The sequence below is a fragment of the Acinetobacter sp. I-MWF genome, assembly GCF_025433935.1.
Lineage (GTDB): Bacteria > Pseudomonadota > Gammaproteobacteria > Pseudomonadales > Moraxellaceae > Acinetobacter > Acinetobacter guillouiae.
In genome coordinates this window covers 704,937-725,750 of the sequence record NZ_JAMBAR010000001.1, presented here as the reverse complement: position 1 = coordinate 725,750, position 20,814 = coordinate 704,937, and the positions used below count along the sequence as shown (strand labels likewise).

Annotated in this window: 16 protein-coding genes; 5 read left to right on the top strand and 11 right to left on the bottom strand. The window is 39.3% G+C overall.

Annotation, left to right across the window (positions count from 1 at the left end; all coding sequences use genetic code 11):
* Positions 1 to 10 precede the first annotated feature (10 nt).
* Entirely contained in the window at positions 11 to 2,728 is a 2,718-nt protein-coding gene (locus M2R48_RS03505) for a DUF2339 domain-containing protein (protein WP_262085112.1), read from the bottom strand.
* Between the two features lie 162 nt (positions 2,729 to 2,890).
* Here M2R48_RS03505 and polA point away from each other — a divergent pair, with 162 nt between their 5' ends.
* Positions 2,891 to 5,653, top strand: a complete 2,763-nt coding sequence (polA, locus tag M2R48_RS03500; RefSeq protein ID WP_262085111.1) for a DNA polymerase I — start codon at positions 2,891 to 2,893, stop codon at positions 5,651 to 5,653.
* A gap of 139 nt (positions 5,654 to 5,792) precedes the next feature.
* On the opposite strand, the gene M2R48_RS03495 is transcribed toward polA, so the two are convergent.
* The 5 genes from M2R48_RS03495 to ppx form a co-directional block, all read right to left on the bottom strand.
* Positions 5,793 to 6,362, bottom strand: coding sequence for a YggT family protein (locus tag M2R48_RS03495; RefSeq protein ID WP_004723028.1), 570 nt, complete (start codon positions 6,360 to 6,362; stop codon positions 5,793 to 5,795).
* A 26-nt stretch (positions 6,363 to 6,388) separates the two neighbouring features.
* A complete protein-coding gene (gene proC / locus M2R48_RS03490) occupies positions 6,389 to 7,219 on the bottom strand; it encodes a pyrroline-5-carboxylate reductase (RefSeq protein ID WP_262085110.1) in 831 nt (276 codons plus the stop codon).
* Positions 7,216 to 8,595, bottom strand: a complete 1,380-nt coding sequence (tilS, locus tag M2R48_RS03485) for a tRNA lysidine(34) synthetase TilS (protein WP_262085109.1) — start codon at positions 8,593 to 8,595, stop codon at positions 7,216 to 7,218. The genes proC and tilS overlap by 4 nt, the downstream gene beginning before the upstream one ends.
* Positions 8,532 to 9,356: an acetyl-CoA carboxylase carboxyltransferase subunit alpha gene (locus M2R48_RS03480; RefSeq protein WP_004819131.1), complete on the bottom strand. Its 825-nt coding sequence runs from the start codon at positions 9,354 to 9,356 to the stop codon at positions 8,532 to 8,534. The genes tilS and M2R48_RS03480 overlap by 64 nt, the downstream gene beginning before the upstream one ends.
* 102 nt (positions 9,357 to 9,458) lie before the next feature.
* Complete coding sequence (gene ppx / locus M2R48_RS03475) at positions 9,459 to 10,979, bottom strand: exopolyphosphatase (RefSeq protein ID WP_262085108.1); 1,521 nt, start codon at positions 10,977 to 10,979, stop codon at positions 9,459 to 9,461.
* Between the two features lie 292 nt (positions 10,980 to 11,271).
* Between ppx and trxA the strand changes: the two genes are divergently transcribed.
* The 3 genes from trxA (at position 11,272) to M2R48_RS03460 (ending at position 13,853) form a co-directional block, all read left to right on the top strand.
* On the top strand, positions 11,272 to 11,598 hold the full coding sequence (gene trxA / locus M2R48_RS03470) for a thioredoxin (protein ID WP_004723035.1): 327 nt from the start codon (positions 11,272 to 11,274) through the stop codon (positions 11,596 to 11,598).
* 344 nt (positions 11,599 to 11,942) lie between these two features.
* A complete protein-coding gene (rho, locus tag M2R48_RS03465) occupies positions 11,943 to 13,211 on the top strand; it encodes a transcription termination factor Rho (protein ID WP_004723038.1) in 1,269 nt (422 codons plus the stop codon).
* Positions 13,212 to 13,592: 381 nt separating this feature from the next.
* On the top strand, positions 13,593 to 13,853 hold the full coding sequence (locus tag M2R48_RS03460; protein ID WP_034609976.1) for a hypothetical protein: 261 nt from the start codon (positions 13,593 to 13,595) through the stop codon (positions 13,851 to 13,853).
* Between the two features lie 555 nt (positions 13,854 to 14,408).
* Here M2R48_RS03460 and M2R48_RS03455 read toward each other — a convergent pair.
* From M2R48_RS03455 to pheS, 3 genes are all read right to left on the bottom strand, one after another.
* Positions 14,409 to 14,705, bottom strand: coding sequence for an integration host factor subunit alpha (locus M2R48_RS03455; protein WP_004723042.1), 297 nt, complete (start codon positions 14,703 to 14,705; stop codon positions 14,409 to 14,411).
* Positions 14,702 to 17,083 carry a phenylalanine--tRNA ligase subunit beta gene (gene pheT, locus M2R48_RS03450; protein ID WP_262085107.1) on the bottom strand — a complete coding sequence of 794 codons (2,382 nt, stop codon included), beginning with the start codon at positions 17,081 to 17,083 and terminating at the stop codon, positions 14,702 to 14,704. Before pheT ends, M2R48_RS03455 begins: the two co-directional genes overlap by 4 nt.
* A gap of 130 nt (positions 17,084 to 17,213) precedes the next feature.
* Positions 17,214 to 18,194, bottom strand: coding sequence for a phenylalanine--tRNA ligase subunit alpha (gene pheS, locus M2R48_RS03445; protein WP_262085106.1), 981 nt, complete (start codon positions 18,192 to 18,194; stop codon positions 17,214 to 17,216).
* A 217-nt stretch (positions 18,195 to 18,411) separates the two neighbouring features.
* On the opposite strand from pheS, the gene M2R48_RS03440 reads away from it, so the two are divergent.
* Positions 18,412 to 19,440 (top strand): hypothetical protein, encoded by a 1,029-nt coding sequence (locus M2R48_RS03440; protein WP_262085105.1) that lies wholly within the window; start codon positions 18,412 to 18,414, stop codon positions 19,438 to 19,440.
* Between the two features lie 44 nt (positions 19,441 to 19,484).
* On the opposite strand, the gene M2R48_RS03435 is transcribed toward M2R48_RS03440, so the two are convergent.
* Positions 19,485 to 20,033 carry an NADAR family protein gene (locus M2R48_RS03435; RefSeq protein ID WP_262085104.1) on the bottom strand — a complete coding sequence of 183 codons (549 nt, stop codon included), beginning with the start codon at positions 20,031 to 20,033 and terminating at the stop codon, positions 19,485 to 19,487.
* Positions 20,030 to 20,530 carry a GNAT family N-acetyltransferase gene (locus M2R48_RS03430; RefSeq protein ID WP_004723051.1) on the bottom strand — a complete coding sequence of 167 codons (501 nt, stop codon included), beginning with the start codon at positions 20,528 to 20,530 and terminating at the stop codon, positions 20,030 to 20,032. Before M2R48_RS03430 ends, M2R48_RS03435 begins: the two co-directional genes overlap by 4 nt.
* Between the last annotated feature and the right edge of the window lie 284 nt (positions 20,531 to 20,814).

Sequence of the window (20,814 nt, the reverse complement as noted above, 5' to 3'; positions counted from 1 at the left end):
CAATTCATAATTAAGGATTTAAATTTTTCTGCTCTGGGATCGGGGCAATATAAGCAATAATCAGCATCACAAAACCCGCGCCCAAGAAAGAAATCACGCGTGTTAACGTTCCAATATGAGATAAATCAAACAGTACCAATTTTAAGGTGACAATCACTAAAATGCTTCCCCCTAAAATCCATAAAGGACGTAATAACTTACGGCTAGCAAAGCTCATCGCAATAAAGGCTAAGCTCACCCAAAGTAAGGTTAGGCTCAGTTGCGCAGTGGCATCTTGCCAAAGACTCAGTTGGTTATAAGGTGTAGCAAAATACACATGTAAGGCTCTTAGAATGATATAGCTACTCAGCCATAACAAACTTAAAACACACAGCACAGCAAGTATTCCATGGTCAATACCCTGCTTTAAACCGTGTTTAAATTGAAGATTTAGCATCCAGAAAAAACCAATTAACATGGCGATACTGACCAAATCAAATGGGTTTAAGACTGGCAATAAATATCCTTGAAATGCTTGTTGTGAAAATAGCTGAGAACAAATCATCCAAATCAACATCAGCAACAAACTGCTTCGCGTTTGCCAAAACATCGTCCATTCTGAGTTTTTCTGAAAGAAGCACCATCCACAAAACACTAAAGGTAAAATTACCACGCTGATATAAGGCATCGTTGCAATTAAACTAAGACTGCTTAGACTTAAACTGATTAAAACACCTAAACTGAGCCATTCACTTTCAAACTGTAGCCCTTTTGCAGGTCTTAACCAGATTGCCGCTAGCACTAAACCTGAAACTGCGATACCCCATCGTTCAATATCACTGGTCCATAGCAACATGCCATTTTTACTGATATCCAGCAATAAAATGAGTGTAAATACATAGACGGGAATTACCCCAATCCATTTTGGAATCAACCATGTTGATCTGGCCTTTAGCCATAACATCAACTCATTCATCAACAGATAAGCAATAACCACAATCAATACACTGTAAATGTATCGATTTTCTCCCTCTAAGTGATCAAGCAATAATGCAAGAATCATCGTGGTTGCAGAAATCATCAGCAGGCTTAAAAACAAGGTCGTTACTGAACTGATCTGTTTGCGAAAATCATCACGGCTATTTGCCAATAACACCACGGCGATATAGCTTAAACTTAAGCACCAATACATCGTGGTTGGAAAATCAGGCAATTCAAACAAGTAATAAAGGCTTGAACAGCCTGCAACAATCAACAAGGCAATCGCCATATAACGACTGATCACCGATTGTCGATATAAAGCAAAGCCAAAAATACAGAGGCCTTCAACAGCCCAACCCACTACACTCCACTGACCATGCAGAAGAATTGGTGGAATTAAAGCAATAAAAATCAATGCTAAACTAAAATAACTTTGAGAAATCAGTTGAATAGATTGGTTACGTTTTGAGAGCTGATAAATCCCTGCAAACACCACAGCAAAACCCAAGCTAAAGCCAGCAAGAATCAGTTCTTGGTGAAAATACATTAAATATAAGAATAAATAGCCAATAATCGGTGCACCAAAAATCAACGCAACATCTAAACTGGGTTTCAGTTTAAATTGCTCAAGATCCTGTTTGGCGATCAATTGACTAAATCGAAAACCAAGCCAAATGAATACTGCAAGATGTGCAAGAATAAGTATCGTGAGTGATTGTTTTTCTTGACTATAGCCATGATAGAACGCATAACCACCACCAATGATTACGGTCACTAAAAAACCGACCTGATTTAAATATTTCCAAGGTCTTAAGGTACTCAGTACAGCAATCGCAATGTTAATCACTAAATAATAAGCCATCAGTTCTGCTACCGTTGCATTTCGCACAGGCAATGTAAATGGCGCAATATAAGCAATAAGCACGGCCATCAATGCCAATTCCACGCTTTGCTGCTTTAAGCTTAAACTCAATGTCAGCGCCATAATTACAGCAAAACACAAACTTGCCAGATAAAGACTCGGAATCACCTGATTGTAATAGGCAAAGAATAAGGTTAAAAATAATCCCGCAAGCCCCAAACCCTCTATTGCTAAAGCAAAACTACGATTTTTATTTTGTAGTACGACACCCAACGCAGTGATTGCACCACTGGACAAAGCAACAATTGAAAGTTTGACTGCTAAACTTAATTGCCAATGCTCTGTCGCAAAACGCAGCAATAACACAATACCAATCACCAAAACCAAGATCGCAACTTTCAAAACAGGGTTGCCTTGAAAAATCCATTGGCGAATTTGCCCCATTAAGTTTAGAGACGAATCTTGTGGCGTGCCGATGTTGTGTTGTATAGATGATGGATTGTTTAAATCTGGAGATTGTTGTTCTGACAAATTCAAGTGTTGAATTTGCAATTGAACTTGGCTCAAATAGCGCTCTAAACGGCGTAGCCAGCGTAAGAAAAAGAAAATCCAAGCAGTTAGACCTAAACCCACCATCCAGCTCAAATGCAGTGTTAAACCTACAACAGCAATAATCGAAGAGACATATAATGGCACTTTCGAGGTGCTTTGCAGTGGAACCCGTGTCTGTTGCGCGATCTGTTGCAATGGATCTTGAATCGCATCCACATACTGCATCACACTCATGACAAATGCCAAACCACAGATGTAGGTCAATATCCGTGCATCTAAAAACCATGCACTGACTGCGATAATGATTAGCATCATTAACCAAATGATGCGGATTTCACGCTGCCCTTTGAGCATATTTCATCTTTCTCGATCCTGAGTAACTCGATGATACAACAACCTTGCCTGATGATTATGTGAATTCATCAGATATTCAGTAACACAAGGATGACTGTTGCATCTTCGCAAGCGCAAAAAATCACGTACAATAAAGCGGTTATTTGAATTAGGAAAATATCAATGCCACCATTTGTATTGGTCGATGGGTCATACTTTTTATTTCGTGCTTTTCATGCACTCCCACCTTTAACCACATCAACTGGATTACAGACCAATGCGATTCGCGGGGCAATTTCTGCAATTCAAAAACTGATGCGTCGTGTGCAACCAACACATATGGCGGTTATTTTTGACACACCTGAACCCACTTTCCGCCATGTACTGTCACCGATATATAAAGGTGACCGCCCAAGCATGCCAGAAGAATTATCACAACAAATCCCTTATTTGCATGCCTTGATTCGTGCTTTAGGTATTCCATTACATACGCTTCCGGGTGCTGAAGCGGATGACATCATTGGAACCTTGGCAAAACGTGCTGAAAAAGCCGGTCATCAAGTTTTGATTTCTACGGGTGATAAAGACATGGCGCAGTTGGTCACGGATAAAGTGACCCTCGAAGACAGTTTTAAAGACAAACCGATGGATGTCGATGGTGTAATCGAAAAATTTGGCGTCCGTCCAGATCAAATTATTGATTATTTAACCTTGATGGGTGATGCCTCTGATGGTATTCGTGGTGTACCTGGTGTTGGTGCAAAAACGGCTGCTAAGCTGTTAAATGAATATGGTACGATTGCTGGCATTTTAGAAAATGTTGACAATATCAAAGGTAAAGTTGGACAAAGTTTAAAAGACAATGTTGAAGGGATTGCACTTGATCATCAATTGGCAAGTATTGTTATCGATCTCGATTTAAGCTTGAGCTATGATGATTTAAAGCTGTGTGAACCTGATGTTGAAGCATTACGCAACTTGTATACGGAACTTGAATTCCGTAATCAATTACAATCGCTAGATCATCCCAATAATCCAAATAGCCCTGCCTATAAACAAACAACACAAAGCATTAGCAAAACTGAGCAGCCTGTTGAAAATGAAATTACAGATCAAGCAACAAGTTCGAGTGTTGATGACCGCCTTGGTGAAGCCACTTATCATACTGTTTTAAGTCAAGAAGCATGGGATAAGCTCTTCCAGCGCTTAAGCACAGAAAAACGTTTTGCAATTGACACTGAAACCACAAGTTTAGATTACCGTATCGCTGAAATGGTCGGTTTTTCAGTGGCTTTTGATGCCAATGATGCTTATTACATCCCTTTGGCACATGATTATGAAGGTGCACCTGAGCAACTCAATCGCGATGCGATTATTCAGCAAATCAAACCGATTCTTGAAGATCCAAGTGTTGAAAAAATTGGACATCATTTAAAATATGATGCGCATATTTTTGAAAATCACGGTATCCATTTACAAGGCTGGTATTTTGACACCATGCTGGCCTCTTATGTCTTGAATGCAGTAACAACACGCCATGGTATGGATGATGTTGCGCGCGTTTATCTGAGCCATTTGACCACGACTTTTGAACAAGTTGCTGGTAAAGGTGCAAAACAAAAGACCTTTAATCAAATCGAGATTGAAACCGCTGGACATTATGCAGCAGAAGATGCGCATGTCACCTACCGCCTTTATGAAGTTTTGGAACGTAAGCTAAAAGAAATTCCTGAACTGATCAATATTTTACATCACATTGAAATGCCAGTAGCCAGTGTTTTGGCGACCATGGAAGAAAATGGGATTGAACTTGATCTAAGCTTCTTAGATCAACTCAGTGTGGACTTTGCCAATACTATTCAAAATCTTGAAAATCAAATTATCGAAATCGCTGGTGAATCTTTTAATGTCGGTTCCCCCAAACAAGTCGGTGAAGTTTTATTTGAAAAATTAGGTTTAAAAGGTGGCAAAAAAACTGCAACGGGACAATACAGTACCTCTGAAGCGGTTTTAGAAAAAATCGATCATCCAATTACTGAACTGATCATTGAGTATCGTGGTTTAACCAAGCTTAGAAGTACCTATACCGAAGCCTTAGTCAAACAAGCCAATCCCGATACCCATCGCGTACATACCAGTTACCATCAAGCCTTAACAGCAACGGGACGCTTGTCTTCAACCGATCCAAATCTACAGAACATTCCGATACGTGAAGAAATTGGTCGTCAGATTCGTAAAGCCTTTATTGCACCTCAAGGGCGTGTACTATTGGCAGCCGATTATTCACAAATTGAATTACGGTTAATGGCGCATTTCTCACAAGATGATGCTTTGGTTGACGCCTTTCAAAATGGGCAAGATGTACACCGTCGTACAGCATCTGAGGTCTTGGGTGTAGCGCTGGAAAATGTGACCTCTGATCAACGCCGCCAAGCCAAAGCCGTTAACTTTGGTTTATTGTACGGTATGTCTGAGTTTGGTTTGATTCGTCAACTGGGCTTTACTCGCGAAGAATCACAAAACTATATTAAGCAATACTTCCATCGTTATCCGGGTATTTATGAGTATATGCAACGTACCCGCCAAGTGGCATTGGAACAAGGTTTTGTAGAAACCATTACAGGTCGTCGTTTATATACACCAGATATTGATGCTCGAAATATGATGGTGCGTAAAGGTGCTGAACGTGCTGCGATTAATGCGCCACTTCAAGGCTCTGCGGCTGAAATCATTAAAATGGCGATGATTGAAGTGAATAAAACCTTACCCCAAGATCAGGCCAAACTTTTACTTCAAGTACACGATGAATTGGTGTTTGAAGTTGATGAGACTATTGCAGATCAATTGGCTGCACAGATTAAAGATGTGATGCAAAAAGTCGTCACCTTATCAGTACCTTTAGTTGTTGAAGTCGGTCAAGGCAAGAATTGGGGTGAAGCACATTAAGCCTTTGAAACGCTCCCTAACTTTCTAGAACAGGGTTAGGGAGCGGTCATCTTTTGTTGAAAACATACTCAATGTTATATTTTTTAACATGCATAAAAAAAGGACTCTATTGAGTCCTTTTACTATTTAAACTGGTGAATTAAAGACCTGTTAGTAATGCAATCGCAGCATAATCCATAACTTTTTCAGCAATGATCAATGCCAAAATCGCTAAAATTGGAGAAAGATCAATCATTCCCATATTTGGCATGATACGGCGGAACGGTGCCAATAACGGTTCAGCAAGCTCTTGAATCACTTCAATATAAGGTGATCTTGACTGAGTAAACATCACCACCCAACTGAGAATAATGGTCGCAAAAATTAAATAGCGACAAAAACGAATCAAATCTTGGATCATGGTCACAAAAGTTAAAATGATCAAATGTACAGGACTATTGGGTATTGCACCTTGCAAGTACATCATTCCAAAAATTTTAAGCAGATATAACACCACTAGCAAAACCAATGCAGCTGTATTTACTCGCCCTTTTGCCAAAGGCGGAAAAATTCGCCCAAACATATCCACAATTTTTGTCGCTTTAACTGTCGACATCACCACTGGATTGTATGGACTCACCATGGCCAATTGCATTAAAAAACGAAAGAATACGAGCAAAATCGCTACGTTAATAATAATGCCAAAAATTTGCGCAGAATTTGCACCCATACTGGAACGTTCCTAAAAATCAATAATTATTTAATGCTGTCACTTAATTCTTGAGCCAGTTCCTGACTACGCTTCTGCGCAGCAGCTAAAGCTGTCTGAATATTTTGAGAAATTTGAGCACGATCAAATACTTCTAAAGCAGCTTGTGTAGTGCCGTTTGGAGAAGTCACATTTTTACGCAATTCTGAAGGTGCATTTGAGCTGGTAATTGCCATTTGTGCTGCACCAAGTGCTGTCTGTAAAGTTAAAGCAGTCGCAACCTTTTCATCTAAACCCATATTTTTTCCAGCACGAATCATACTTTCCATCATATAGAAGAAATATGCAGGACCAGAACCAGAAACAGCAGTTACAGCATCAATCTGTGCTTCAGAACTCACCCAAAGCGTTAAACCTGTCGCAGCAAGTACTTGAGTTGCCAGTTCACGGTCTTTAGCACTGACCTCTGGTTTCGCAAACATACCATGTGCACCAGTTTGAACCAAAGCAGGGGTATTCGGCATAACACGAACAATACGCTCACTGCCGGTTAAGTCTGAAATCGTTTTAATTTCAGCACCAGCAACGATCGAAATCAATAATTTATCTTCGAGTAAACCTTTTAAAGGTTTAAGCACCCCACCCAAAACTTGAGGTTTTACAGCAAAAACAACAATATCGGCATTTTTAATTGCTGCGATATTATCATCAGTCACATGAACATCTTTTTCTTGTAGCAATTGTCGAATGTTTTCAAAGGGGTCAGAAACTGTAATACGTGTTGCAGGTAATCCACGACTCAACAAGCCACCGATTAGGGCTTGTGCCATATTCCCACCACCAATGAAAGTAATATTACAATTTAACGCTGCACTCATGAATCACGCTCGACCTTAGTTTTTAACTCAGAGATTAAATTTGGTTGCCATCCACCCACTTCACAATATTCAGATTGCGCCAACCAAAAACCATTTGGTGTAAACACCCCAAGCATAACATTATCTACACTTAATATTTGAATTGTATGACGCATCCACGGAAAAATATGTGCCTCTTGAATGGCTTTTTTTAAAGGCCAAGCACCTACTCTGCCATAAAGGTGAATTTTTTCACCGCCCAAACGCGGCTTTAATGTTAGCTTATGATTGAATAATGCAAAAGCCAGGCCCATTTTAGAGCTTTCGATCTGAAACACACCAGATGTGAATTGTAGTTGTTGATGAAGCTGAAATTGAACTTCCTGTTCTTGAGGCAATTGTTTAGATTTTGATGCTAAATATTGGTTTTGTTCAATTCGATACAACTGATTTTGATAACGTAAATAATAAAAATGATTCCAATGTAAAGCAGCTTGCGCATCTGTTTTAGACTCAATTACTTCATCTTGTAGCCTTTGCACCATGTCCAAGGCTGGGCGGTATGTCCCTTCACCTTTCATCCATACCGATAAAAGTTGCCGCTGTCTAGCAGGGGAAAGAGAGGCCAATTTGGCTAAATCCAATTGTGCAGGATGACTACAAAAGCTTAAATCCTGCTGTACCACCTCATTGAGAATTTCATCAGCATCTTGCATTAAATAGCTGGTACGTGCCAATGCTTGCTGCATTTTAGGATAACGACTTTGCAAAATATGCCAAAGTTCATGTCTACACCATGCACGGTCATAATGTGTATCTAAATTGGAAGGATCGTCCACATAATCGATTTGCAGTTGCTCAACCCATTGGCAAATCTGCTCACGGGAAGTATCGAGTAAAGGTCGCCAAATCAGCAATTGATCGCGCTGATCGATGGATTGCATCGCAGATAGACCTGTAACCCCAGCACCTGACAACAAACGCAACATTAACGTTTCAGCCTGATCTTGCTGATGATGTGCAAGAACCAATACCTCATTTTCATCGATATGCTGTAAATAGGCTTGATAACGCGCTTGACGTGCTTGATTCTCAAGATTGCCTTGAGTGACTTGAACCGACTGAAGAATATAAGGAATATTCAGCGCTGTGCATTGTTCAGCAACAAAATCAGCCCACACATCACTGACTTTTTGCAGGTGATGATTAACATAAATTGCACGAATTTGCTTGGGGAAAAGTTGTGCCATCAGATGTAGCAACAGCATGGAATCCATACCACCACTACATCCGATTAAGAAACGGGTATTTTCAGGAAATTGAGAATACTGTTTTAAGAAGCAAGACCTAAATTGTCGCTGCCAAACTTCATTAAACGTTGATAACGTGCTTCGCATCGTTCTTCCGCAGTCATTGGCTGTAATTCATCAAGCGCTTGTTTTAACACATCCTTGAGTTTTTCCATAACCTCAAAAGGATGTAAATGAGCACCCTCACCTTCATCAACCACATATTCAACAATACCAATTTCTTTGAGCTTGTCGGCAGTTAATGCAAGTGCTTCACTGGCTTGCTCTGCTTTATCTGCAGTTTTCCAGAGAATAGAAGCACAACCTTCAGGTGAAATCACAGAGTAAATACTGTGTGAAAGCATAATAACGCGATCAGCAACACCGATGCCCAAAGCACCACCAGAACCACCTTCACCTAAAACTGTTGCAATGACTGGCACTTTAAGGCTTGAAAGTTGCGCCAAGCTGGTTGCAATTGCTTCTGCTTGTCCACGCTCTTCAGCACCAATACCCGGGTATGCGCCCATGGTGTCAACAAAGGTAAACACCGGAAGATTAAAGCGTTCCGCCATATCGAGTAAGCGTTGCGACTTTCGGTATCCTTCAGGATTACACATCCCAAAGTTATGCTGTAATTTTTCACGCGTGCTACGACCACGGTGTTGACCCACAACCATTACGGGCTGACCGTTAAAACGAGCCAATCCACCCACCATTGCACCATCATCACCGTATAAACGATCACCATGCAAGGTATCAAATTCAGTAAAGATTTCGCCTACGTAATCCAAAAATTGCGGACGCTCAGGGTGACGTGCAATTTGAACCGTTTTCCAAGCTTGAGATTGAGCAGCTTTATTTTTCATAAGTCGAGTATTATCCCTAATTCACCGATGGATTACGCATCGGAAGTTTAGGTTTAAGTGATATAAAATGATTGATCACTCCATCATCACCAAACCTTTAAGTTAATCGATAAACTGTTCCGACTGAATATTCAATTCAATGTCCCAATGCTTAAATTGCACTTGCTCATCATGCAAATCTGCAACCAGCAATGGCCATTGTTTGGCATCACCAGAAACGCTGAGTTGCCATTGTTGCTCATTCTCTACCGTCAATTCAATGGCAGGAAGCATCTCATCGCTACGACTATGATTTAGTAAAATTGCAAGACGAAGCAACAAACACAAGTACACAAGCTTGTTGCCGCCCACTTTTAACACGTCTAGTTTGGCATCTACGCGTAATTTACGACGGTGATGAGCGACCAAATGTGACAAATGATTTTGATCAATTTGTGAAAAACCGGGTATGTCTGAATGTTGTAATAAGTAAGCACTGTGCTTTTGATAACCACTATGGCTAATGGCTAAACCGATCTCATGCAAATAAGCAGCTCGACGCAACAGATCGCTATCATCACTGTTTAAGTTGAGTGTATTAGCAACAGCATTAAACAAATGTTGTGCTGTTTCAACCACGCGCTCAGCCTGTTTTGTATCTGCGCCATAGCGTCCCATCATCGCCTGTACACTGCGATCGCGAATATCTTCATGTTGGAAACGGCCGAGCAAGTCATACATTACACCTTCACGTAATGCTCCATCTGAATACACCAATTTATCAATATTCAAGACTTCAAACACAGCATAAAGGATCGCTAAACCTGCAGGTAATACTGCTCGGCGATCTTCTTTTAAACCATCAAATTCCATATCTGAAATATTTTTAAATTTCAGCAATTTATCTTTTAATTTTTCTAAACCTTCACGAGTCAGATTCTCTTGCTCATCACTCCAGCCCATATTGACTGCAATTTGACGACACGCTTTGATGGTTCCACTAGAACCCACCACAGTATCCCAGCCTGCAGCTTTATAGGTATTTGCAATCGAAGATAATTCTTTTCGTGCCGCAACCACAGCTTTATCAAAAGCTTTGTTGTTAATATCACCATCGGCAAAATAGGCTTTAGTAAAGGCCACACAGCCCATCTGTAAAGATTCGGTATGAATCGGCTCGAACTCTTCACCAATAATCAGTTCAGTAGATCCACCACCAATATCAATCACCAGACGACGACCACTATTGGCCATGGTATGGGAAACCCCCAAGTAAATGAGTCTGGCTTCTTCTCGTCCCGCAATAATTTCAATTGGCTTTGGCAAGATCTCTGCAGCTTTTTGAATAAATTCATGCCCATTTTTCGCTTGACGCAGCGCATTTGTCGCTACAATTCTGAGTCGAGTCGGCTGTACTGAACTTAAACGTCCAACAAAACGCGCTAAGCAAGCCAAGCCCCGTTGCTGTGCAGCTTCAGTTAAGTTTTTATTTTCATCTAATCCAGCCGCAAGCTGAACCTTTTCTGACATAGAAGCAACTTTCTTAACTTCACCATGATCCACACGAGCAATTGCCAAATGGAAACTATTTGACCCCATATCAATCGCAGCAAGTAATTCTTCATCAATCAAAAAATCAGACATTATGTATACAAACTCATACTGAATTGCTGCTTAGATTAATTCACATACACGCTTTTTAAAAGCCATTTATTTAGACAATTTGATGAGTCATTACTTTTTCAGCATATATGACAATTATGTGACAGTTTCACTGGTTTTTCTAAAGATCCGATTGTAAATATCGTGAGCATCAATTGGACAAACTCACAAATTAGAATGAAAATTTAAACATCCCCCTACATTGTTAAAGATGACTATGTAATACTTATATCCATAGATAGATTCATCTTTAAAATATTTTGGAGCAAAATCCATGTCTGGCAATATCGTAAATACCACTGATGACAACTTTGATGCAGATGTACTTCAATCTGATATCCCTGTAATCGTAGATTTCTGGGCAGGCTGGTGTGCACCGTGTAAAGCGATTGCACCAGTCCTTGAAGTACTTTCAACTGAATTTGAAGGTAAAGTTAAAATCGTTAAGGTTGATGTAACTGCGTGTGAAGCAACTGCGGTCAACTACAACATTCGTAACATTCCAGCATTATTGATGTTTAAAAATGGTGAAGTTGTTGCTCAACAAATTGGTGCAGTGCCAAAATCTAAATTAACTGCATTCATTGAAGAAAATATTTAATTTGCTGAATTTATACATTATTTGTATAAATCTAGGAAAATGAGAAATACGCTTGATTTTCTAGCGTATTTTTTTTCGACTATAATTTGACAAACTTGTTGATCTAACTTATATTCCATGCTCAAGGAACATTAGGATTCTCTTCCTGTTTCTTAAAGGACAACACATAAGATCGCCGTTCGGCAACAGAAATTGTTTTACATATTTCTCCTCGAAAGAACTACATAGATTCTGAGTTTGTTTTTGTGTCTATACAATTTCAACTCACCTATTACACTGCTGGCGACTTTTGCTTCTTTTCTCTTTATCTGTGTTCCACACATCCTTATTCAATCTGACCATTTATGAATTTAACTGAACTCAAGAAAAAACCGATCGGCGAACTCATTAAAATTGCTGAGTTTATGGGCCTTGAAGGAATGGCTCGTAACCGTAAGCAAGACATCATTTTTGCCATCCTCAAACGCCATGCAATGAATGGCGAAGAAATTTTTGGTGATGGTGTTCTTGAAATTTTGTCTGATGGTTTCGGCTTTTTACGCTCCGCTGCAGGTTCTTATCTTGCAGGTCCGGATGATATCTATGTTAGTCCTTCACAAATTCGTCGTTTTAATCTACGAACTGGTGATACGATTACAGGTACGATTCGCCCACCTAAAGAAGGTGAACGTTACTTTGCATTATTAAAAGTTAATCAAATTAACTATGACACCCCTGAAAACTCACGCAATAAGATTCTATTTGAAAACCTCACACCACTTTTCCCAACTGAGCAATTGGTTATGGAGCTGGGTAATGGTTCTTCTGAAGATTTGACAGCGCGTGTCGTTGACTTGGTTGCACCCATCGGTAAAGGTCAACGTTCAATTATCGTAGCACCGCCAAAAGCGGGTAAAACGATGTTATTACAGAACATTGCCCAATCTATTGTGCGTAACAATCCTGAATGTTTCTTGATTGTTCTTCTGATCGACGAGCGTCCTGAAGAAGTGACAGAAATGGAACGTACTGTGCGTGGTGAAGTTGTTGCTTCAACCTTTGATGAATCTCCAGCTCGCCATGTACAAGTTGCTGAAATGGTGATTGAAAAAGCCAAACGTCTGGTAGAGCACAAAAAAGATGTTGTGATCTTACTTGACTCAATCACGCGTTTAGCACGTGCTTATAACACTGTTGTTCCTTCATCAGGCAAGGTACTTACTGGTGGTGTTGATGCACATGCTTTAGAACGCCCTAAACGTTTCTTTGGTGCTGCACGTAATATTGAAGAAGGTGGTTCTCTCACCATTATTTCTACTGCATTGATTGAAACAGGCAGTAAAATGGATGAAGTGATCTACGAAGAATTCAAAGGTACAGGTAACCAAGAAATCATCCTTGATCGCCGTATTGCTGAAAAACGCGTCTTCCCAGCAATGAATATCAAAAAATCAGGTACGCGTCGTGAAGAGCGTCTCATGAGCGAAGAAAACCTACGTAAAGTATGGATTCTTCGTAAACTTCTTCATCCTATGGATGAATTAGTGGCGATGGAATTCTTGTTGGATCGTATGAAAGAAACCAAAACCAATGATGATTTCTTTGATCAAATGAAGCGCAAAGCTGCCAACTAATTCCATAAATACTTAAAAAGGCTACTCTATAGAGTAGCCTTTTTATTTGGTTGACATTATTTACATAAATATACAATCATCGAGTTTCAACGTTACACGATATTGCAAATATTTGAATATAAAAATTATTCATTAAGATTTTTTATATTTATTAATAACTTATTTATCAATAAACCAATCTAAAAACGCAACTTGATTGTAAAATACTGTTAAAAAAACATCATTTTTTCATCAATTTGGTCAGTTTTTTTAAGATAAACAGTAGCAATTCAAAATGCGCAGTGATAGCATATTCGCATACCAGTTAGACTGCTCATGCAAAAAGCAAAAAACAGGCTAACTTGGGTTTTTTGTCTCTATTAAATTTATGAGAGTGATGCCATGTTATTCAAAAAAATCGCTATTGCTGCTGCAGTTGCTACTACTTTAGCTTTCGTTGGTTGTGCTAAAAAAACTGAAGAAGCTGCTGCTGATGCAAACGCTGCTGCTTCTCAAGCTGTAGAAGCTGCTTCTGAAGCTACTGCTGCTGTTGACGCTGCTGCTGCATCTGCTACTGATGCTGCTGCTGACGCTACTGCTGCTGCATCTGATGCTACTGCTGCTGCTGCAGACGCTTCTGCTGCTGCTTCAGCTGCTCAATAATAATCGCTTAGATTATTATCAAGAAAAGAGAACCTTTTAGGTTCTCTTTTTTTTGCTCTCTTTTTACCTTAAAGTTTAAATCATCATAAATAAGCTGTATCGCCCTTCACTACAGAACCCGTAAATCCAACAAGTACAAAAAACTACACCACTCTATTTTACTTTGCTTATTGCCCTTTAAAATTGCAAGCGTATTCAGATCAACTTAACCAATACTAGAATAGGTTTACTTATTTGCATTTTTATAAAGATGCTAAGAACTTTCTTAAATAAATTTATCCCGCATAAGAGCCCCACTTTTACCCAACAATTACAAAATCTCCCCCTACTCTGTTTTTAAACAAACCTCACCCACGTAAACCCATTTGATCTTTGGAAATTGGGATAAAAACGATATTCCAGTCTTACCACAGTGATTACAGCAAAAATTAGTTGATCGAATTCAAATGATGTTTCTTTTTTACAATAAAAAACCCCAAGCAGATTACTCAGGGTTTTTATCTTACAAAACTTTTAGATTACAGAGCTTTCATCTTACGACACACAAATTGCCGATTAATCTTCTTGTTCTGTACCCACACGTTGTCTAAATTTTTGACCTGCACGGAATGTTACAACTCGACGTGCTGAGATTGGAATCTCTTCTCCAGTTTTAGGATTTCGACCTGGACGTTGACGTTTGTCACGTAGTTCAAAATTTCCGAAACCTGAGAGTTTGACTTGTTCGCCTGCAATTAATGCTTGGCTAATCTCGTCAAAGAACAACTCGACCATTTGTTTTGCTTCACGACGGTTTAAACTCGTAAGCTCACTTAAATGATCAGCCATTTCTGCTTTTGTTAATGCTGTCATGAGGCCCTCAATGTCGCTTGATAAGTGTCTTCTAACACTTGAATAATATGATCCATACCGGATTTAATCTCAGCATCTTCGAGTGTACGTGATGGATGTTGCCATAACAATGCAAATGCTAAAGAGCGCTTACCTTGTTCAACACCTTGCCCTGTATACACATCAAATAACCAAGTAGAGTCTAAAAGCTCTCCACCCGTTTTTTCGATAAGTTGCTGAATTTCACTAACATTAATCTTATCACTAATTACAAGCGCAATATCACGTCTAACCGATGGAAATCGTGATAATTCTGTAAAATTAGATACATAAGTTTGCAAAACAGCCGATTGGTCGAGCTCTGCGATCCAAGTTGTGCTCAAATCCAGTGCATTTTCCAAAGATGGATGTAGACGACCTAAATAACCTACTGATTTCCCATCCACGAGAATTTCCGCAGACTGACCTGGATGTAACCATTCACGATCAGAACGAACATATTCAACTTGAACACGTCCAGCTGCTAAAATCTCTTCGACCTCGCCCTTGAGATCAAAGAAATCCATAACTTGAGCTTTTCCATGCCAAGATTCAATTTGTTTTGATCCTACAGCAATCATAGCCAAAGTTGGAATCTGTTTCAAATCTTCTATACTTTTCGCATTTTGATAATCAAAACGTAGTCCTAGCTCAAAGAAACGTACACGACTTTGTTGACGATTAATATTGTACTGAACACATGGAATTAAGCTTGAAAGTAAAGTTGAACGCATGACTGCCAAATCACTTGAAATCGGATTTGCAAGCGCCAATGGATTTACTTGTGAATTCAATTGTTTCTCAAGTTTTAAATCTGCAAAACTAAAACTGATCGCCTCTTGATAACCCAGTGTTACTAAAGTTTGACGTAACTGAGTCAGTTCAAATTGATCCTGATGTTTAGCAAGTTTTACATCAATCACTGGCAGACTAATTTGAATATTGTCATAACCATGTATACGCGCAACTTCTTCAATTAAATCTTGATAAATTGCCATATCATAACGATGCGATGGTGGTACAACAGTCCATTCACCTTCAGCTTTTACAGTCACTTTACAACCTAAACGTTGCAGCACATCTGTAATAAATGCAGTAGGAACTTGATAACCCAGCAATTGATCCACTTGCGCTTGATTCAACTCAATTGCTTCGCGTTTAGGCAACAATTCAGTTTTTTCAGATACGGTAATTGGACCGAAATCACCACCCGCAAGGGTCTGAATCAATTGTGAAGCGCGTTGCATTGCGATCATAGGCAATTCAAAGTCCACACCACGTTCATAGCGTTGTGATGCATCTGTATGCAAACCATAACGGCGTGCGCGGCCTGCGATATGCAATGGTGCAAAGAATGCAGATTCAAGGAAAATCTCAGTGGTCTCATCTGTTACAGATGAGGATAAACCACCCATGATACCTGCGATCGCCAATGCTTTTACATCATCTGCAATCACCATAACATCTTCAGTCAATTCAATTTCTTGTTCATTTAACAAAACAAGCTTTTCATTTGCGCTTGCCTGACGCACATGCACTGAACCTTGAACCTGACCACCATCAAACGCATGCAACGGTTGACCAAGTTCCATAAGCACATAGTTGGTAATATCAACAAGAATACTGTGTTGACGAATACCTGAACGTGCTAGAGCTTGCTCCATCCATGCAGGCGTAGCTGCTTTGGTATTTACATTTTTAATCACACGACCTAAGTAACGAGGGCAACCATCCGTTGTCACAACAACTTGCTTCTGATCAGCAATCGTAGCCGCAACCTCTTGAATTTCAGGTGCTGTTACAGGCAATTTGTTAATTACCCCAATTTCACGTGCCACCCCACGAATACTGAAACAGTCACCACGGTTTGGCGTGATGCTGATATCAATCACATGATCATCAAGATTTAAATATTCTCGAATATTTGCGCCTACAGGTGCATCTGCAGGAAGTTCTAACAGGCCATCAATTTTATCTTCAAGGTCAATTTCTGAAGCACCACACAGCATTCCTTGTGATTCAACACCACGAAGTTTGCCTTTTTTAATTTTAAAATCACCTGGGAGCACTGCACCAATGGTTGCAACTGGCACTTTCATTCCAGCACGTACATTTGGTGCACCACATACAATTTGCAAAGGTTCACCCGAACCAATATTCACCGTAGTGACACGTAGACGATCTGCATCAGGATGCTGTACAACAGTTAAAACCTCACCGATCACCACACCTGTAAATGGTTTAGCTGCGGGAACCAGTTCATCAACCTCAAGTCCCAACATGGTCAGTTGATCAGACAAAGTATCGCTATCAATTGCAGGGTTGACCCATGTGCGAAGCCAATTTTCGCTAATTTTCATTTCTAAAACCTATATTCAATATCTATGAATTCCTCTCTGACTCCCCTTTAAAAAGAGGCAGAACCCTTCGTCTCATTATCTTGGACATCCCCTCTCCTTTTAGGAGAGGTCAGGGAGAGGTATAAATTTGTTAAGCAAATTGGCGTAAAAAACGCACATCGTTTTGGTAGAACATACGCAAATCATTGATGCCATAACGCAACATTGCGAAACGCTCTACACCGAGACCAAATGCAAAGCCTTTATATTTTTCAGGATCAATACCCGCAGCTTGTAGAACATTTGGATGCACCATACCGCAACCCAAAACCTCTAGCCAACGACCACGCTCATCCATAATATCCACTTCAGCACTTGGCTCAGTGAATGGGAAATAAGACGGACGGAAGCGTACTTTTAAATCTTTCTCAAAAAATTCATTTAGCAGATTAATCAACAAACCTTTTAATTCTGCGAAGCTGGTATTTTCAGCAACGTATAAACCTTCGATTTGATGGAACATTGGAGAATGGGTTTGATCTGAGTCACAACGATAGACACGCCCCGGACAAACGATACGAATCGGTGGTTGCGAGTTTTCCATTGTGCGTACTTGTACACCTGAAGTATGGGTACGTAATAAATGGTTTGCATCAAAATAAAACGTATCATGCATCGCACGTGCTGGATGATGTCCTGGAATATTCAATGCTTCAAAGTTGTGATAATCATCTTCAACTTCTGGCCCTGTCGCAACAGTAAAACCCGCTTTGGTAAAGAATTGGCAAATACGTTCTTGAACCTGAGTAACGGGATGAATACTTCCTACAGCTTGCCCACGTCCTGGCAAAGTAATATCAATTGTTTCACTTGCTAGCTTTAATTCTAATTCAGCTTTCTGTAATTCAGTTTGGCGTTCAATCAATGCTGCACTAATCGCTTCACGTACTGCATGAATTGCAGCGCCCTGAACTTTACGCTCTTCAGGGTCCATTTTGCCAAGTGCCTTAGATTGTTCCGCAAGCTGGCTTTTTTTCCCTGTAAATTGCACTCGTACTTGGTCGAGTGTAGTCAGGTCTTGAGCTGCTGCAATCGCAGCGAGCGCTTCAGTGGTCAGGGCTTCCAGTGACATAGTAACTCTCAAAGCAATATTTTAGAAAAATAATATAACTCTATATTCTAACAGTTTTTATGCAGTTGAATGAAGTTTCCGCTTTACAAAAAATACGATTAGTCACAACTTATTCTAAATAATTTGTATATTTCCCTGTTTGATTCCTGTTGAAATGCTAGAACTTTGATTTATAAAAAGTATAAAATGGATTTAATGTCGCTGAGATCTATAAAAAATGGCACTCGATCAAATCTGGAAACGTCAACTTACACTCGTCACTTATGGCAATGAGTATCTCACTCAAGGGATCAGTTTTTCTCGTTGGGTCAATCATGCCATTTTTAATCAGCATGCTTTTGGCTTCCGTGATTTAACCAACCAGCACCTATTGGCACAGCATTTTCAGATTTGGCTTGAAGGGCTAAAAAAACAAGGCGTGCATCGACTCAGCTTACATAGCGCGAGCATTTTAAATGATGAACAAAATCCAAATGCCAATGTTGAACTGTTAGCGATCCCCCATTTTATTGTTAGCCATGATCAACAAAAGAAAACTGCATGGATTTTTGGTAAAGAATTGGCAGAATGGTATAGCGCAGACAATGATTATGAAGCGCCTGAACAACAACACCCCAATTTACGTACCGAGATTTTTTGGCGCTATGATCTCAATGCAAAATTGATTAAACGGATTGAACAAGATTTAGTTCAACCGAATTGGGATGATATTCAAGTTTATACAGACAATGAATTGTTCGATACTCAATATGCCAAAGGTTTTCCAGAACCTGTAAATAAAGATTTACCTTATTATGGATTAGATGAAACGCTATACACGACCGAGGATTCAAGCCTTAAACTTGCGCTGTTACCCACTGACTATCAAGCTGATTACGCACATGAAACCTTCTGTCGTATCGATGCATTAGAAAGCTTTATTTCTACAAAATTAAAGCATCCCTATGATGAGAATGAGCAAATCATGAGCCCTGAAGAACAAATGAATTTGCGCCATTTCCTCCAAAAAGTTGAAGATTTAAAATCAAAATTTATTGTTAAAGTTGCAAATCATTATAAATCTGCACGCTTAACACCGAAACAAATTGCTTCACCCTTCGACGCGCATGACAATATCAAAACCGAGCAGCGTCAAGCGCTTAACAGCAAGGCAAATCCTGAGCATAAACCAGGTAAAACAGGTGTTTTTGCATTAATTATTGTGACCATATTAATCTGCCTTGCCGCTTATTATTTTGGACTATAATGTCTTATCTATCTGATAAAATTAATACTAAAAAGAAAGCAACTTTAAAGTTGCTTTCTCACTTCCATTAAGGCAAAACCCAAAAGATTTAAACCTTGCCATGCGTTTGGATTTGTCGCATTAACATGATCTGCTGCAAGTCCAATCCCCCAAATTTGATCTACAGGCGAGGCTTCAACAATGATTTGATCTGAGGTACTCAGTAGAAATGCTTTAAGATCACTGTCTTGAGAAAACTTAGCCAAATTACCTTGAACCACAATTTCATAACGATGAGCAACCCAAATCTCATCTTGATAATTTTTAACCAAACGACCTAATGCTTTTATTTTCTTGGGATCATCTGTTTGTAAAATTTTCTGAAAGATATCTTCGTCATTAAATAGTTTGGCTTTCTGAGCCATCATGTATTGTTCTGTACTTTGATAATTGACACCATCAATTTCAAATTTTGCGGGAAACCATTGACTTAAACAGCTCTTATCTATTTTTCCAGAAATCTTTTGACTATGCCCCCAAAAACACAAATAACTATGCTTTTGCCCGTTCTTTACTTGTTCTTGTAAAGTTGTTAAAAAATGAGAGTCACTCATTTTATTTCCCTATGATTAATATCCCACTGATACGATACTTCTGTTATGCCATCACCATAATCAGAAAGAATCTCTTCTCCAAGTACATTTCCCCCTAATTTCTCATAGAAATGACGACTTGGATTTTTATTGATCACGCCCAAGCGAATAAATTGATAATGCTTAGCATGTACATATTGATAAAAGCGCTCAAACATCTCACGACCAATACCTTGTTTTTGAATTTTCTTTAATAAATAAAAAGCTTTAATTTCAGCAACATTATACGAAGTATTTAAATAACCACTTAAAAAACCAACAATTTGACCATCTTGTTCATACACCAATACATGATAATCTTGATGCGAAAAAATCTGTTGCCAAAGCTGTATTCGTTTTTCAATATTTTCGCGCTCTATAATTTCTTGCTTAATCATACCTGTATAGGTTTCATTCCAGCTTTGCACATGTATTTCAGCAATCTGCTGAACATCACCAGAAACAGCTAATCGAATCATATCATCCTCATTTATTGGGATTTACCTCGAAAGCAAACTTTATACCCTTCAAAAAATTAGGTAAAAAACTTTTTTATATTGTTTAATCTTATATGTTTGTATCTATCGCGCGATGTCATGGATATCAGCAACAGGGGAAAGTACTGCACATACCCCACCCAATCCAAGATTTTTATCACTTTGCATGCCAAGTAAAAACACAGCTGTCTGTAGCGTAACTTAAGATATCAGCTACACAAATATATTCAATCAATACAAGGTATAGCAGGATAAGTTAACTTTTA

Coding starts and splice junctions, on each gene's coding strand:
- M2R48_RS03440 (WP_262085105.1), top strand. CDS start 18,412: ATGGCACTCGATCAAATCTGGAAACGTCAACTTACACTCGTCACTTAT.
- M2R48_RS03460 (WP_034609976.1), top strand. CDS start 13,593: ATGTTATTCAAAAAAATCGCTATTGCTGCTGCAGTTGCTACTACTTTA.
- tilS (WP_262085109.1), bottom strand. CDS start 8,595: ATGCGAAGCACGTTATCAACGTTTAATGAAGTTTGGCAGCGACAATTT.
- M2R48_RS03455 (WP_004723042.1), bottom strand. CDS start 14,705: ATGACAGCATTAACAAAAGCAGAAATGGCTGATCATTTAAGTGAGCTT.
- trxA (WP_004723035.1), top strand. CDS start 11,272: ATGTCTGGCAATATCGTAAATACCACTGATGACAACTTTGATGCAGAT.
- M2R48_RS03435 (WP_262085104.1), bottom strand. CDS start 20,033: ATGAGTGACTCTCATTTTTTAACAACTTTACAAGAACAAGTAAAGAAC.
- ppx (WP_262085108.1), bottom strand. CDS start 10,979: ATGTCTGATTTTTTGATTGATGAAGAATTACTTGCTGCGATTGATATG.
- M2R48_RS03430 (WP_004723051.1), bottom strand. CDS start 20,530: ATGATTCGATTAGCTGTTTCTGGTGATGTTCAGCAGATTGCTGAAATA.
- polA (WP_262085111.1), top strand. CDS start 2,891: ATGCCACCATTTGTATTGGTCGATGGGTCATACTTTTTATTTCGTGCT.
- pheT (WP_262085107.1), bottom strand. CDS start 17,083: ATGAAAATTAGCGAAAATTGGCTTCGCACATGGGTCAACCCTGCAATT.
- M2R48_RS03495 (WP_004723028.1), bottom strand. CDS start 6,362: ATGGGTGCAAATTCTGCGCAAATTTTTGGCATTATTATTAACGTAGCG.
- proC (WP_262085110.1), bottom strand. CDS start 7,219: ATGAGTGCAGCGTTAAATTGTAATATTACTTTCATTGGTGGTGGGAAT.
- M2R48_RS03505 (WP_262085112.1), bottom strand. CDS start 2,728: ATGCTCAAAGGGCAGCGTGAAATCCGCATCATTTGGTTAATGATGCTA.
- M2R48_RS03480 (WP_004819131.1), bottom strand. CDS start 9,356: ATGAAAAATAAAGCTGCTCAATCTCAAGCTTGGAAAACGGTTCAAATT.
- rho (WP_004723038.1), top strand. CDS start 11,943: ATGAATTTAACTGAACTCAAGAAAAAACCGATCGGCGAACTCATTAAA.
- pheS (WP_262085106.1), bottom strand. CDS start 18,194: ATGTCACTGGAAGCCCTGACCACTGAAGCGCTCGCTGCGATTGCAGCA.